This is a genomic window from Streptomyces sp. NPDC055025 (assembly GCF_053608565.1).
In genome coordinates, this window is record NZ_JBSGVS010000006.1 from 68,946 (window position 1) to 82,553 (window position 13,608).

Below are 13,608 nucleotides of genomic sequence, written 5' to 3' on the forward strand. Positions count from 1 at the left end.
CTCAGCTCCCGGTCCCTGCGGCCGGGCCCTGGTCGTCAAGGACGGTGTTCCTCGGGCGGGTCCGGCTGCTGCTCTTGGTCGACGCCTTCAGTCCGGGGATGTCGGGGATCTCCCCGGCGCCCAGGTCGCGGCCGTCGGCGGAACCTAGGTGGACGGGGATGCCGTCCAGGAGAGACTCGGCCAGGTATTCGGCGCCGGAGCCGATGGCTTCCTGGCAGCCGTCCTCGACCAGCCTCTCAAGGAGGCCGACCACCCCGGCAGTGCGCTCGTAGAGGTACTCGGGCATGGTGCCAGAAGTGAGCATGCCCGGCTCGCCTTTGAGCAGGCTAAGGTGGCCCTCGACGCTGGCGAGGTGATCGGTCCAGGCCATGATCTGGGCGTCGGTGTCGTAGCGGAAGCGGTCGAGTTCGACCACGTCGAAGCGTCGCTCGGTCTGCGTGGCCTCCTCCCCGTGTACCAGCTTGTGCCGGGAGGGCTGGAAGGCGACCTGGCCGGTGCGCGGATCGGAGCGGCCTTCGCGCAGCAGGCCAGCGCCGTGGATGTTGACTCCGACCAGGACCAGGGTGACGTTCATGCTCATGAACGCCCGGATCAGATCGAGGGTGTCCTGGTAATCTGCGCGGTGCATGCGGAGCCTGGTGATGTCGTCCAGCAGCAGGGCTTTCGTTCCGTGTTCGCGCAAGGACAGTGCGACCTGACGGATCAGATCGGGCAGGTCCATGCGCTGATTCACTTCGGCGCCGTAGAAGTGAAGGATGGCCTTGCAGAGGCTCTTGGGCTTCGCAGTCACCGGTGTCTGCACGTAGGCGACGGGAACGTGGAGGTCCCGGGCGCCTGGGACCGCCTGGGGGTTGAGGTAGCGGTGCAGGGCCAGCCAGTCCTCCTCGAACGTGGCCAGGCACTCGCAGGCCGTCTCGGTCTTCCCCTGATAGCCGCCGCCGGTGATGATCAGGCCGGACAAGGTGGTTGGCTTCTGCCTGACCGCGTTGCTCTGGACGCGGCCCCGCAGCCGTTTGGTGACGGCCAGGCTCATCGGGGTCTGTAACAGCGGCAGGTTGGCGTGGGTGACCGCGCGGTGCAAATCGTGCAGCGCCTTGTCTCTAGGGCTCAGGTGCCTCCACCCAGCGAGCGTCAGCTACGGCGCGGGCACGAAGGTGGTCCGGGTGGCCACCCAGTTCTGCCAGCGCGCGACGGTGTCCCGCACCGGAGGCGGCCCGAAACGAAGAAGCTCCGGCGGCCCCGTCGTATTCATGCCGGCTTCGGGCCCGGCTCGTCCGGCTGGTCGTCCTGGTCGCCGGGCAACAGGAAGAAGCTGCGTTCCCGCAGCGCCTCGCCCAGCAAGGGCGGGGGGGTCGGCGGCCTGGAGGCCAGCGCCGCCTGACGGCGCCGCTGCCGGTCGGCGGTGACGGCCCCGCGGATGGAGACGGCCAGCTCGGACGGCCGGGCCGGGTCGGGAAGAACGGTGACCTTGGCGGGTGGCCGGTCGGCTGCGGCTGACCGTGCCCTGGCCAGTTCACGGGCCCGCTCGGCCTTCTGCGCTGCCGTCATCTGGGTCGGCCACTGGTTCACCGGAGTCCGCGTGGCTAGTAGCTTCAGCAGCACCGGCAGCAGTTCCCGGTCATCGAGCGGCCTCAGACCGGCGCAGGCGGCCTGGCGAGAAGTTCACCCACCCGTGCATTTGAGAAGGCCATAACATCGCCTCCAGGCGGCAGGCCGTTCCAGTCCAGGGCGTGCCAGCAGCCCCGCCGAGCGGGATCTTCGAAGAAGACCTGACGGCAGTCGCGCGGATCGCGGTGGACCGCCCACTTGCCCGCGTGCCGTCCACTGCGTCCGGAGCGCCTGTCGCGACAGGGATCAAGCACCGGGTCGGTGCCGCCGTACCAAAGTCCATCGATCTTCACCCCGCGCCGGGCGTCGATCTTCACGAAGTGGGCGGGCAGCAGCTCGTAGTACAACTCCGGTTCCGGGATCTCCAGACTGATCCCGTCGCGGGCCGCGGCAGCGGCAGCGGCAGCGGCAGCGGCGAACAACGTGTTCGGGCTGTGCCGCCCACCCGGGTCCCACGCCGGCGCACACTGGTCCAGCCTGCGGTTTTGCCACACGGAGACAATCCAGGTTGCCAGCAGGTGCTTCATTTGCGACAGCGTTCAGACCGCATCGCCCTCCGGGTCGGCGCCGCGGTCGGCGACGTCGACACCGCGGTAGCCGAGCAGCGGCTCCAGCAGCAGCGACTGGATTCCTGCGAACGCACGCTCGCAGGCAGCCTTGTCCGTGGGACGCATCGCGCGGGCCGGCAGCAGATCGGTCCCCAGCCGGCGGGCGACAGAAACGACGTGATGGTTCTTGTAGACACTCCCGTGATCGGCCGTCACCGTCTCCGGCGCGAAGAACGGCAGCCCCGCCACCGAGTGCCCGGCGAACTCCGCAACCAAGGCAGCCGGAACCCCGAGGTAGGACCATTCCGTCTCCTCGCCCCAGTCCGGGCGCATCGGCAGCGGCAGCAGCACATCCCGCAGCAGCATCGCCACCTCCACCGACGACTCCGACACCGGCGTGAGCCGGAAAGCGACCAGCGAATGCGAGTAGGCATCGAGAGCCAGCGTGAGATGGACAGTGATGGGGGCGCCGAACACGTCGTCGAGAACCTTCACCGGCAGCGGCGTGGTGTCCAGCGCGACTACCTGCCCCGGCCGGGTGACCACGACCTTCGCCTTGCCCGTCTCCACCGCCGCGGCCGAGCGGACATAGCGCTGGCGAGCTCCCTGCGGACCGAACCACTCCTTCCAGATCTTCGCGAGCGTCGTGTAATGCGGGATCTTCTCCTCCGCCGCCAGGCCGAACTTCTCGCGCACATACTGGTGGATCAGCCGCTCCTTGGTCTTCATGCTCACCCTGGAGCGGTGCTCGCACTCAGCGTGGACGACCCGGATCGCTTCGGCGACCTGATCGGTGACCGTCCGCCGGCCCCGCAGCGGCGGTGTCCACCGTCCGTCCGCCAACCCCATCAGGCCGCGCTCGGCGTACTGTGCGGCCATCCGCTCCAGTGTGCGCTGGCCGATCCACTCCAGCCCCAACTGCTTGGCCTCCCGCCGGTCCAACGCCTTCAGCTCGGCCGCCTTCGCCTGGCGCCGCTCGGTCAGCATGGTGCGCTCCGGGTCGTACTCGGGCCTCGGCTCTCCCGGAAGCGCCCAATACCGGCTGCCACTGCGGTAACCGGTCTGCGCCTCCAGCAGATGCGCCGCCCGGATCTGTGCCCGCGTCAGGTCATGGCCATGCAGGTCCTCGGCCCGCTGCGGCCGGCGCTCCTCACCCATCACGGCCTCCCACCGGATAGACCCACGCAGCATCACTCAGTGGCTGGGCAAGATCCACTGCCAGCCGCCGGTGCCAGAGCAGATGAAGAGCGTGCGCGCGGGCGACCGCCAGCAGCGACGTCTCCTCCATCAGTTCACCGAACCGTCGAGGACGTTCGGCGACCAGACCCAGCAGTTCACCGTGCAGCCCGAGACGGTCGGCCATCGGCCGCCACCGAGCCGACAGCGCGTCCAGGCCGGTGGCCACGTGACGGCGCCAGCCGGTCACCACCAAGTACCGCCACCCCGCCGCTGCCGCCGCCCGCTCGGTCGCGGCGAACTTCACCAAGTCCTTCTCCTTGATCAGATGGCCGGGCCGGACGTCGACCAGCACCGCTGTCCCGGGCAGCAGGGCCAGGAAATCCGGAGTGTGGTCCTCAGCGCCGTCGACGGTGGTGAACTTCAGCCTGAACGGCTGAGACAGCACCTCCTCGGCGCTGCCCAGAAAATCCAGGGCCAGCAGCAGGCGACGCTCAGCCAGGCTCTCAAAACCGTGCATCCGGCCCGTGGTCACCATGTAGGCCAGTCCCGGCCGATGCCGCTGACGAGCCCGCCACGTGAATCCGCGTACCGACACCGAGGCCAACGCCGGGAAAACGGCCAGGTCCTGGACCGGGCAGATCACCTCCGCCCGGGACGCTCGCCACACCGCCTTCCACCGGCGCGTCCACCCCGGCCCCGACTCCAGACACGCACCTGCCGACGGCTCAAGGACATACGACCCGACGAGATCATCCATGGTGCAGCTGTGCGACCACACCGACCCCGCCTCGACGGCCGGCGTACAAACCGAAGACTCCATGTGCCCAGCACACCCCGCCCAAGCCGCTTCTCGTACAGCTTCCCGGGAAAGCCCCGCAGGTGCGAGGCGAGTCAAGTACCCTGCCCGCCAACTGGAGGGCTCCGGGCTGGGTCTGTGCATTTCAGACGATCGCAATTGGCAGGGAGTGGTGATACACACCCACAGAGTGGAGACGAAAGGGAGGCAGGGTGGCACAGGAACCAACGGGCGGGCAGGCCGATACTCACACGCGCGCCTTGAACGTGCCGCCTTCGGGGCCATGTGCCACGCGTCGCCCACCTTGCAGAGAGACACGCAGTTTGGGCAGTGCGTACACGCAGATCGCATCTATGCTATCGACACGGGTACGTACCGATCCTATCTAGCCATTCTCCAGGGGGCGGCATGTATGTAGAACGAGTGGCTCTGAGGAATATCAAGGGGTTCACGGAGGCGGAACTAGACTTTTCAGGAAACGATGGGAAGCATGCAGGTTGGGCCGTAATAACCGGCGATAACGGCTCAGGAAAAACTGCCTTTCTAAAATCCCTCTGCATGGCCCTTCTCGGGCCTGACGATTCTCGCGTTCTAATTCCCGACCTGCGCGGATGGGTTACGGAAGGGCAAGATAACGGCTCAATTTCGGTCGAAGTAAAACCGCACCACGACTTCGACCGGACGGCCAAGGGAGGGTTTCGCGTCCAGAACACATTCTGGGCAGAGATCGAATTCAAGCGGGAGAGTGGCTCTTGGGCCATTTCCTCTGCCGACGTCTACCGAAACAAGAAGAAAGGGGCTTTCAATGGACCATGGTCGGTCGGAACTCCCGGATGGTTTTCGCTAGGGTACGGCCCGTTTCGACGCCTATACGGAAGTTCCCCCGACGCCCAGCGCCTTATGGTAATCCCTGGCCGCGTTCCAAGGTTTGCGACTCTATTCAAGGAAGACGCGACGCTCGGCGAGTGCGAGCAGTGGGTGAAGCAGCTCAACTACAAGAAACTTGAACAGCAAGAGTCAGAAAAGATTGCCCTCGATAGCCTACTTGAGATCCTAAACGATGACTTCTTGCGCCAAGGGGTTTCCGTCCGAGGCGTCAACTCCGAGGGGATTTGGTTGACCGACTCAGCTGGACGGGACATGCCCCTAGCCGACATGAGTGAAGGCTACAGGTCAGCTCTGGCGATGCTCATCGACATCTTCCGGCACATGGTAGATGTGTATGGAGCCGTGGACCTAACAGCGAAGAGTGAAGACGGTTCTTCTTATGTAAACCGTCCCGGTGTTGTAGTTATCGACGAAGTCGACTCACATCTTCATCCAGCCTGGCAGAGGGAAATCGGGTTCTGGCTGAAAAAGCATTTCCCGCTGGTTCAGTTCATCGTCACTACCCACAGCCCACTGGTCTGCCAGGCCGCGGATCGCGGCCGCATTTACCACATGGCTCAGCCTGGATCGGGCGAGATCCCTTTCCGACTCGACGAAAACGACTTCAACCGAGTCATCGCGGGAAAGCCCGACCAGATCCTTATTTCACCAGCGTTCGGCATGCCTCATACCAGGTCACCAAGGGCAGTGATGGCAAACCGACAACACTCTCGCCTTCGCGCGAAGCAGCTCTCTGGAAGGCTCAGTAAAAACGAAGAGCAAGAGCTGGATCAGCTCTCACTCTTCGCCGATTAACCAGAGAGGGGGGTTAAATTGCGGAGGATCGAGAGAGGGGAAATCCCTCTCCAAGCGCGCCAAGAACTCTACAAGCGTCAGATACTAGCGACCTCTCAAGAAAAGGCTAGGGAGGAGTGGAATAAGTACCGAAGGTCGGTGAAGAGTAAGGTTGTAGTCGACGCACTCAAAAGTGCCGTAGGTATCCGTCAAAGATGCCTCTACTGTTGCGACTCACGTTCAGCCGATGTTGATCATTTCGTCCCAATTGGCATCGACTTCACAAAGGCATTCAAGTGGGTCAACTTCATCTGGGTGTGCCCAGAGTGCAACAGGCGGAAGGGTAAGCGATTCCCGCTTGATTCAACGGGTGCGCCACTTATCATCGACCCGACCCGAGTTGACCCATGGGATCATCTAATCCTGGACACGGCTACAGGATACTTGGCTCCACGGTTTCTAGATGATGACTTCGACCCTAAGGGTGAGGCAACGTTAGACGTGCTCTCCTGTATAAACTTCGAGGCTGTCACTGAAGGACGGAAACGCGTTATTCGCCGCTACTACGAAGCTATCGACCGGATACTTGAAGCCAGCGACTCCTCCACACAATTTGCAGGTCTGGCACGTGAAGTCAGAGAAGATGAGTACGGCGTATCAGGATGGTTCGCGCTGCGAGAAGGCGCGACAGAGGAAAAATTTCTGCAACTGAGGAAGAATTCTCCGCACTGTTGGCGCAAGTTCGTGAGACTTGCCCTACGAAACTAGATCCTGTCCATATACACTGCGGCATCCTTCCACTCACGCATTGTCCGGCGCAGGCGGCGGGGCAGCGAGATTCGTCCAGGTCGCCCGGGATTACCTCAACGACACCCGCTCAAAGATCACTTGAGCCCTCCAGTGCGGCGGAGCCCCCGGCGGTCGCAGAGACGAGGACCAGAGCCTCGACCAGGCCAGGAACATCCGAACGGAAACAGGCGCCAAGCCGCCCGCCCACCGGGACAAGACCCATCTCAGTGCCAACAGTTGTATCGAGCGCCAAGGACAAGCAGGCAAGACACGGACATGACTCTTACTGAGATCGCGGCGCTGTCCACAGTCGCCATCAGCGCGGTGGGCATTCCGGCTATCTATTGGCAGGTGCGCATCGCCACGCAGGCCGCTCGCAGCCCCGTCGACGCTGCAAGCGTGACCGCTCGCGCACAGCACGCTCAGGATCGCCGGACCGTCCAGCGTGCTGCCTTCCTTGAACTGCTCACTGCGGTACGGACCCTTCGAGACGCTGACGACCGGGCTCGCGACGCTGCACTGTTCTGTCACCTTGTCAGGAACCGGGACGACGAAAGCGCCGCCCGCCGAGAGGAGGCCGAAGAGGAACGGTCCCAGGCCATCGACGCGGTCGCAGAGGCGTACGACGTGCTGCGCAAGGCCGCGGCTCTGGTCACCCTCGAAGGCCCCGACGAGCTACTCGACTTCCTCAACTCGTTGACCAGGATCGGACGGGCCTTCGTCTACGTCTGCCAGATCGTCCCGCTGGACAGCGAGACCGAGCGGGTCTTGGTGGCGGGAAATCAGGCGGTGTTCCCGACCCGGGTCCGGGAGACGTACGCCGAGGCCGAGCGCGAGTTCGTCGCCGCCGCACACCGCTACCTGAACGGCGACCTACCTGGCTTGTCCTGATATTGGCGAGGCTACCCCGCTATGGCGGAGGATTCTCATGATGCCAAGGCCCTCTACGGTTCAAGATCAAGTACTTAGCGTTAGTGGCTGTACCGATGGCCCCCACGGCGCATCTCTGCCTCACGGTGCAAGCGGTCAGCTGTCCTCTGGCTAACGATCCTGGGAGTTCGCGGTCTCTCTGCCCCTGAGCCGCTCGCCGCCAGGGCCCTTGACGTGAGCGGACACCGGTCGGCGCTCGCGTTCGCAGTCGCCAGCGGCATGGCCGCGGGGGTTGAGGCAGGTGTTGCGCTCGTACTCGTCTACGAGCCACGCTGCGAGGGCTAGGCCGATGGCGGCCGGGCTGGGGTGGTCGTCAGTATGGACTTCGCAGGAGTCGTTGGTGTCGTCGTAGCTGTCGCGCCCGGGGCCGGGGCCGGTCGCGGCCGCGCGGGTGTTGGAAAGGGCGAAGAAGCCTCCGACCACCGCAGCGGCCACACCGCCGATCACACCCACTTTGCCAGCGACCCCGAGACCGTTCCACCTGTCAGCGATGCGCCGACGCGAGGGCCTTCCCCCATCGCTGCCTTCTGGCGGCGGGTCGGAAGGGTGAGGATCACCACTCGGAGGGCGGGATGTCGTATCGTCCGGCGCTGCCATCTGACAAGGCGTCCTCTCTGTTCTGGGAACCGGAAGTCTAGATGCCTGCCGGGCCTCGGCCCACAGGCAATGGTGTTCCGGCGGAACAGAGGGCCGACGCAACTTTGCACCGTGGGCCAGAGATAGGAGACCGGGGTATCGCACACACAGCCCGCCACCGGGCTTCCGCACAAGGCCCCACGATCGTGCGTCTCGACCTGTCACACAACCAAAATCAATCTCACCGATACTGGCTGTTCCGTTGGTGCCCAAGGCCGAAGTCCTCGCCGTCTGGCCGGCTTAGCGTGTGCACGCGAATGAGACTCCTCAGTACTCACGCACTTCAGTTGGCGAAGTCCGCCATCTACGGCGCTCAGTCACAGTCGGTGTGACCGCTCAGGTGAGGTGACCAAGTGTTTCAGTCGGCGGCGGGGCGATCAGCGCTGGGGCACCAGGTCCTTCATCACGGCAAGCGGCAGCGAGGGGTTGGCGGCCGGGGCTTCCGCCACCTGCCCGTCGGCGTCGCTGAGCAGCGCCACGATGACCGGCGGCGGGAGCGCGGACATCCCGCCGGTTCACAGGGGGCATCCTGCCGCGCGCCGTGACCGGATGGCTCGTGGATTTCGACGATGGGGTCGATCGGCACGAACGTCACCGGGTTCGCGGTCGGGGACGGGGCCGCGGCCGCCGTGCGTCAGCTCGTAGAGGCATCTCCGCCTCAGCCCCACGTCCCGTATCCGCCGAACGCTGTGCTCGCCCCGCCTCGGCGCCTGGATCCGGAGCCATCTGGGCATCTGGGCATCTGGGCTTCCGGCCGGGGCGGCGAGCACGTACGCCGGATGCCGGAGGCCGGATGCCGCGACGGGGCGAGCACAGCCGGGAGGTCAGTGCTTGAAGGAACGGATCTGGTAGTTGCCCTGAAGGCTGCCGCCCTGTCCGGCAGGGGTGGAGCCGACCCGCGCGTTGTAGTTGGTCTGCGTGTAGTACGTGACCTTGCCGCCGGTTCCGTTCCACACCGAGCGGACATTCTGCCCATCCCGGATGAAGGGGCAGCCGTCGGCGGTGTTCGAGATCTTGTCGGCCGTCCAGGAACAGCTCCTTCCGCTGCCGTTCCAGCCGCTGTAGATACAGAATCTCCCGGTGCAGTTGTAGGCGGCGCTCGGGCTGGTGGCGGCTGGGACGTGGACGCCCGCGGCTGCGGTCGCGGTCGCGGTGGAGCCGACGCCGAGGGCACCCGTCAGGAGAATCGAGGCGGCGGCGAACGCGGTGAAGCGGTTCATTGGAAAGCTCCCTTTGCCGGTGATGTGTGGGGGCGGGCCACGATCCGAATCCCGAGGCCCGACGCACTGGTCATCAGCAGCCTGGCAGGACCGCGGCACGCGTGGGCAGAGGCGGAAAGAGGGGCGTCCGAAGCTCGCTCCAGCTCCCACGACGCGCCTCTGCCCCTGGCACGGCCCGCGCGCCGCTTCCATATGGGTGACCATGGGTCACCATGGGTGACCGCGAGTGGGACCAGTTCGTCCCACGCTCGCGTACGTCACTGGACCACCTCGCCGGCCCGGCCGGCCGTGATGACACCACGCCAGGAGAACGCGACGAGCAGTGCGATCGCGACAAGGAGTCCGCTTGCCCAGAGCGGCCCGAGGTCCCCGGCCGCGGTACCGAGGGTGGCCGCGGCGACGAGCGGTCCGACGGCCGCGCCGGCATTGAGCGCGGCGGTCGCGTAGGAGCCGGCCATGGTGGGGGCTCCCGCCGCCTCGTACAGGACCCGCGTGATCAGCGTGCCGCCGAGCGCGAACGACAACGCGCCCTGCACGAACACGAGGGTGAGCAGAGGAACCGGCCGGTCGGCCAGCGCTGCCAGGGCCGGCCAGCCGACGAGGAGCAGCGGACCACCGGCTGCGACGACCAGCCCGGGGCGCTGGTCGGCAAGCCGTCCCGCGACGGTGACGCCGACGAGGGAACCGGCGCCGAAGAGCACGAGAGCTACGGGGATCCACAGTTCGCCCAGCCCGGCGGTGCCGGTCACGACGGGGGCGAGGAAGGTGAAGCTCGCGAAGGTCGCCGCGTTCACCAGCGCGCCAAGCAGCATGACCAGGAGCAGCCGCGGATTTCTCAGCTGTGCGAGCTCTGATCGCATGGCCGGTGTATGGGTGGCTTCGATCGCGGGCCGCGCCGGGATTCCCTTGAGGATGCCGATGGCCGCGGGCAGACAGAGCACGGCGACGGCCCAGAAGGTGGCCCGCCAGCCGAGCAGTGTGCCGAGTAGCGATCCCCCTGGGACACCGGCGACCGTGGCCACCGTGGTGCCCGACAGCAGCACGGCGAGCGCGCGTCCCTTCTTGCCGGGAGGGACCAGCGCGACGGCGGTCGTCAGGGCTACGGCGAGGAACCCCGCGTTCGCGAGCGCCGCGACCACCCGGGTCGCGAACAGGACCGGGAAGGCCGAGGTGGCGGCGCCCACGGCGTGGGCGGCCGAGAACACGAGGACGAACCCGAGCAGGCTGGACCGTCCGGGCCGGTCGCGGGCGAGTCCGGCCATGAGCGGCGCGCCGACCGTCATTCCGATCGCGAAGGCCGAGGTGAGCATGCCCGCTGTCCCGACTGTCACGTCGAGGTCGGAGGCGATGTCCGGCAGGAGGCCGGCGAGCATGAATTCCGAGGTGCCCATGGCGAAGACCGCCATGGCGAGCAGGTACAGCGGAAGAGGCATCGAGTGGCTCCGAGGTGAGGAGAAGCACGAGAAGGTCATCTCGTCACCGCGGTCAGCACCCCGGGGCACACTCGTCCGGCCGCGGAACGCGGCGGGACGGCAGGGCTACGAACTCAGTGGTTCAGGGGGCTGACGGCGTGACCGAAAGCCCCCACCGTGTCCGACTCGGGGCTCGACATGGCCCGCACGCTACCCGACCGGCACCCCCGAGGCACCTCACTTCCCCCGAGGCACGTCGATACCCCCGAAGCGCGTCGATACCCCCGAAGCACCTCACTTCCTCAGGCACCGGCCCATGGATGGTGGAAAAAAACTTGGAGGAATTTCCGGGGAGCTGTCGATCCGGCCGGTGCCCGTTCGACGCAGGGTTGAGAGGCGGGGAGAGTCCCCGCCCTCGCGACCGAGGAGTCACCATGCCGCGTTTTCTGACGTTGGTCCGCATCGACGAGCGGAACGCCCCCACCGATACGCCGGGCCCCGAGTTCGACGAGCGGATGGGCGCGCTGTTCGAGGAGATCAGCAAGGCCGGGGTCATGCTGGACACGGCCGGGCTCGCGCCGACCGCCGAGGGCACCCGGATCACCTGGTCCGGGGGCAAGCTCAGCTACACCGACGGGCCCTTCACCGAGAGCAAGGAAGTCATCGGGGGGTACTCCATCTCCCGGTGCGAGGACAAGGCCGAGGCGCTGGAGTGGGCCAAGCGGTTCCTGGAGATCCACCCGGAGCACTGGGACGTCACCGTCGAGGTCCGCGAGATCGCCGAAGGCTGATGGGGCCGCGTTTGCTCCGCCACCGCACGGCTGTTCTGATGGGTGGTTGTGACGGCAGCAAGCGCGACCGAGACGGTCGAAGCGGTATTCAGGATCGAGTCCGCGCGAATCATCGCTGGTGTCGCCCGCATCGTGCGGGACGTGGGCATCGCCGAGGAACTCGCGCAGGACGCTCTGGTCGCCGCGCTGGAGCGGTGGCCGGAGTCGGGCGTCCCGGACAGACCGGGCGCCTGGCTCATGGCCACCGCCAAGCACCGCGCCATCGATCTCGTACGCCGCAAGGAGACCTACGCGCGCAAGCTCGCCGAGGTCGGACGGACCCTGGAGGACGTGCCCCCGCCCGAACCGGACGACTCCGACGGCATCGACGGCATCGACGACGACCTGCTGCGGCTGATCTTCACCGCGTGCCACCCCGTGCTGTCGACGGAGGCCCGGATCGCGCTCACGCTGCGGTTGCTGGGCGGGCTGACCACCGAGGAGATCGCCCGCGCGTTCCTGGCCTCGGAGCCGACCGTCGCACAGCGCATCGTCCGCGCGAAACGGACGCTCGCCAAGGCCGGGGTGCCCTTCGAGGTCCCGTACGGCTCCGACCGCGCCGCCCGGCTCTCGTCGGTCCTCGAAGTCATCTACCTCGTCTTCAACGAGGGCTACTCCGCGACGGCCGGTGACGATCTCGTACGCCCCGCCCTGTGCGAGGACGCGCTGCGCCTGGCCCGTGTCCTGGCGGCTCTGATGCCCATGGAACCCGAGGTCCACGGCCTGGCGGCGCTGCTGGAGTTCCAGGCATCCCGTATCGGGGCCCGCACGGGCCCCGACGGCCGGCCGGTGCTGCTCGCCGACCAGAACCGCTCCAAGTGGAACCGGCTGTTCATCCGCCGTGGCATCGAGGCCCTGCACCGGGCGGGCGACGGTCCGTACTCCGTCCAGGCCGCGATCGCCGCGTGCCACGCGCGGACGATCCGTTACGAGGACACCGACTGGACGGCGATCGCCGTGCTGTACGGGCGGCTGATGGCCCTGATCCCCTCCCCCGTGGTGGCGCTGAACCGCGCGGTCGCCGTCTCGATGGCGCAGGGCCCGGCCGCCGGCCTGAAGCTGGTGGACGCCCTCACCGGGGAACCGGCTCTGAAGGGCTACCACCTGCTGCCGAGCGTCCGGGGAGATCTGCTGGAGCGCCTCGGCCGCACGGAGGAGGCGCGCGCCGAATTCGAACGGGCCGCGTCACTGACCCGCAACGCGCGCGAGCGTGAACTCCTCCTGGAGCGGGCCTCGCGCCGCCCCACCACCCCCACGGCCGGTCACTAGATCACGCCCGGCCGGTCACCAGATCCCGCCGGGACCGCGCGGCCATCCGCTCAGTAACCGGCCGGCCGCACCAGCCCCGACTCGTACGCGAAGACCGCGACCTGCGTACGGTCACGCAGGCCCAGCTTGACCAGGATCCGGCCCACATGGGTCTTGACGGTCTGCTCCGCCACCACCAGGGACACGGCGATCTCCGCGTTCGACAGGCCCTGTGCGATCAGGGACAGCACCTCCGTCTCACGTTCCGTCAGATCGCCTACGCGCTCCTTGAGCGGGGCGCGGGGCGCCGCGGTCATACGTGAGAACTCGGCGATCAGCCGCTTGGTGATGTTCGGGGCGAGCAGGGCGTCGCCGGCCGCCACCACCCGTACCGCCTGGGCCAGTTCGGCGGCCGACGCGTCCTTCAGCAGAAAGCCGGACGCGCCCGCGCGCAGCGCCTCGTACACATACTCGTCGAGATCGAAGGTGGTCAGTACGAGCACCTTGACGGTGGCGCCGTCCGGGCCGGTGATACGGCGCGTCGCCTCGATACCGCCGACTCCCGGCATCCGTATGTCCATCAGCACCACGTCGGGGGTGAGGTCGGCGACCTTGGCGATCGCGTCGAGGCCGTCCACGGCCTGGCCGACGACCTCGATACCGGGCTCGGCGTTGAGCAGCACGGTGAGGCCCTGACGGACCATCATCTGATCGTCGGCGATCAGCACGCGGATGGGCGTGCTCGTCATG

15 protein-coding genes are annotated in these 13,608 nt (G+C 66.7%); 5 read left to right on the top strand and 10 right to left on the bottom strand.

All coding sequences use genetic code 11. The annotated features are described in order from the left end of the window. Position 1 precedes the first annotated feature (1 nt). The 5 genes from ACWGDX_RS05920 to ACWGDX_RS05940 all read right to left on the bottom strand — a co-directional run bounded on the left by ACWGDX_RS05920 (position 2) and on the right by ACWGDX_RS05940 (position 4,482). Positions 2 to 1,081, bottom strand: coding sequence for a TniB family NTP-binding protein (locus tag ACWGDX_RS05920; protein WP_453622642.1), 1,080 nt, complete (start codon positions 1,079 to 1,081; stop codon positions 2 to 4). A gap of 167 nt (positions 1,082 to 1,248) precedes the next feature. After that, positions 1,249 to 1,569 (bottom strand): hypothetical protein, encoded by a 321-nt coding sequence (locus ACWGDX_RS05925; protein ID WP_453622644.1) that lies wholly within the window; start codon positions 1,567 to 1,569, stop codon positions 1,249 to 1,251. A gap of 62 nt (positions 1,570 to 1,631) precedes the next feature. Continuing rightward, a complete protein-coding gene (locus ACWGDX_RS05930) occupies positions 1,632 to 2,135 on the bottom strand; it encodes a hypothetical protein (RefSeq protein ID WP_453622645.1) in 504 nt (167 codons plus the stop codon). Between the two features lie 12 nt (positions 2,136 to 2,147). After that, a complete protein-coding gene (locus ACWGDX_RS05935) occupies positions 2,148 to 3,314 on the bottom strand; it encodes a hypothetical protein (protein WP_453622647.1) in 1,167 nt (388 codons plus the stop codon). Next, on the bottom strand, positions 3,307 to 4,482 hold the full coding sequence (locus ACWGDX_RS05940) for a TnsA-like heteromeric transposase endonuclease subunit (protein ID WP_453622649.1): 1,176 nt from the start codon (positions 4,480 to 4,482) through the stop codon (positions 3,307 to 3,309). Before ACWGDX_RS05940 ends, ACWGDX_RS05935 begins: the two co-directional genes overlap by 8 nt. Before the next feature lie 72 nt (positions 4,483 to 4,554). Here ACWGDX_RS05940 and ACWGDX_RS05945 point away from each other — a divergent pair, with 72 nt between their 5' ends. From ACWGDX_RS05945 to ACWGDX_RS05955, 3 genes are all read left to right on the top strand, one after another. Further along, the gene (locus ACWGDX_RS05945) at positions 4,555 to 5,814 is read left to right on the top strand and encodes an AAA family ATPase (RefSeq protein ID WP_453622651.1); all 1,260 of its coding nucleotides are present in this window, start codon (positions 4,555 to 4,557) and stop codon (positions 5,812 to 5,814) included. 18 nt (positions 5,815 to 5,832) lie between these two features. Further along, positions 5,833 to 6,561, top strand: coding sequence for an HNH endonuclease signature motif containing protein (locus ACWGDX_RS05950; RefSeq protein ID WP_453622653.1), 729 nt, complete (start codon positions 5,833 to 5,835; stop codon positions 6,559 to 6,561). 297 nt (positions 6,562 to 6,858) lie between these two features. After that, positions 6,859 to 7,473, top strand: coding sequence for a hypothetical protein (locus ACWGDX_RS05955; RefSeq protein WP_453622655.1), 615 nt, complete (start codon positions 6,859 to 6,861; stop codon positions 7,471 to 7,473). Between the two features lie 150 nt (positions 7,474 to 7,623). Here the strand turns inward: ACWGDX_RS05955 and ACWGDX_RS05960 are convergent, their stop codons facing one another. From ACWGDX_RS05960 to ACWGDX_RS05975, 4 genes are all read right to left on the bottom strand, one after another. After that, positions 7,624 to 7,947, bottom strand: coding sequence for a hypothetical protein (locus tag ACWGDX_RS05960; protein ID WP_453622657.1), 324 nt, complete (start codon positions 7,945 to 7,947; stop codon positions 7,624 to 7,626). 578 nt (positions 7,948 to 8,525) lie between these two features. After that, complete coding sequence (locus ACWGDX_RS05965; protein ID WP_453622821.1) at positions 8,526 to 8,654, bottom strand: hypothetical protein; 129 nt, start codon at positions 8,652 to 8,654, stop codon at positions 8,526 to 8,528. Between the two features lie 318 nt (positions 8,655 to 8,972). Next, complete coding sequence (locus tag ACWGDX_RS05970; protein WP_453622658.1) at positions 8,973 to 9,368, bottom strand: peptidase inhibitor family I36 protein; 396 nt, start codon at positions 9,366 to 9,368, stop codon at positions 8,973 to 8,975. Positions 9,369 to 9,625: 257 nt separating this feature from the next. Next, entirely contained in the window at positions 9,626 to 10,801 is a 1,176-nt protein-coding gene (locus ACWGDX_RS05975; protein ID WP_453622660.1) for a Cmx/CmrA family chloramphenicol efflux MFS transporter, read from the bottom strand. A gap of 413 nt (positions 10,802 to 11,214) precedes the next feature. Between ACWGDX_RS05975 and ACWGDX_RS05980 the strand changes: the two genes are divergently transcribed. Both ACWGDX_RS05980 and ACWGDX_RS05985 read left to right on the top strand, forming a co-directional pair. Continuing rightward, on the top strand, positions 11,215 to 11,571 hold the full coding sequence (locus ACWGDX_RS05980; protein ID WP_453622662.1) for a YciI family protein: 357 nt from the start codon (positions 11,215 to 11,217) through the stop codon (positions 11,569 to 11,571). A 48-nt stretch (positions 11,572 to 11,619) separates the two neighbouring features. Continuing rightward, entirely contained in the window at positions 11,620 to 12,879 is a 1,260-nt protein-coding gene (locus ACWGDX_RS05985) for an RNA polymerase sigma factor (protein WP_453622664.1), read from the top strand. A gap of 50 nt (positions 12,880 to 12,929) precedes the next feature. Here ACWGDX_RS05985 and ACWGDX_RS05990 read toward each other — a convergent pair whose 3' ends face one another. After that, on the bottom strand, positions 12,930 to 13,607 hold the full coding sequence (locus tag ACWGDX_RS05990; protein WP_453622666.1) for a response regulator: 678 nt from the start codon (positions 13,605 to 13,607) through the stop codon (positions 12,930 to 12,932). Position 13,608 lies beyond the last annotated feature (1 nt).

Bases quoted from the DNA above. Each gene is read 5' to 3' on its own strand.
- ACWGDX_RS05930 (WP_453622645.1), bottom strand. From the start codon at position 2,135: ATGAAGCACCTGCTGGCAACCTGGATTGTCTCCGTGTGGCAAAACCGC.
- ACWGDX_RS05935 (WP_453622647.1), bottom strand. From the start codon at position 3,314: ATGGGTGAGGAGCGCCGGCCGCAGCGGGCCGAGGACCTGCATGGCCAT.
- ACWGDX_RS05940 (WP_453622649.1), bottom strand. From the start codon at position 4,482: ATGCGATCTGCGTGTACGCACTGCCCAAACTGCGTGTCTCTCTGCAAG.
- ACWGDX_RS05955 (WP_453622655.1), top strand. From the start codon at position 6,859: ATGACTCTTACTGAGATCGCGGCGCTGTCCACAGTCGCCATCAGCGCG.
- ACWGDX_RS05965 (WP_453622821.1), bottom strand. From the start codon at position 8,654: ATGTCCGCGCTCCCGCCGCCGGTCATCGTGGCGCTGCTCAGCGACGCC.
- ACWGDX_RS05970 (WP_453622658.1), bottom strand. From the start codon at position 9,368: ATGAACCGCTTCACCGCGTTCGCCGCCGCCTCGATTCTCCTGACGGGT.
- ACWGDX_RS05975 (WP_453622660.1), bottom strand. From the start codon at position 10,801: ATGCCTCTTCCGCTGTACCTGCTCGCCATGGCGGTCTTCGCCATGGGC.
- ACWGDX_RS05980 (WP_453622662.1), top strand. From the start codon at position 11,215: ATGCCGCGTTTTCTGACGTTGGTCCGCATCGACGAGCGGAACGCCCCC.
- ACWGDX_RS05990 (WP_453622666.1), bottom strand. From the start codon at position 13,607: ATGACGAGCACGCCCATCCGCGTGCTGATCGCCGACGATCAGATGATG.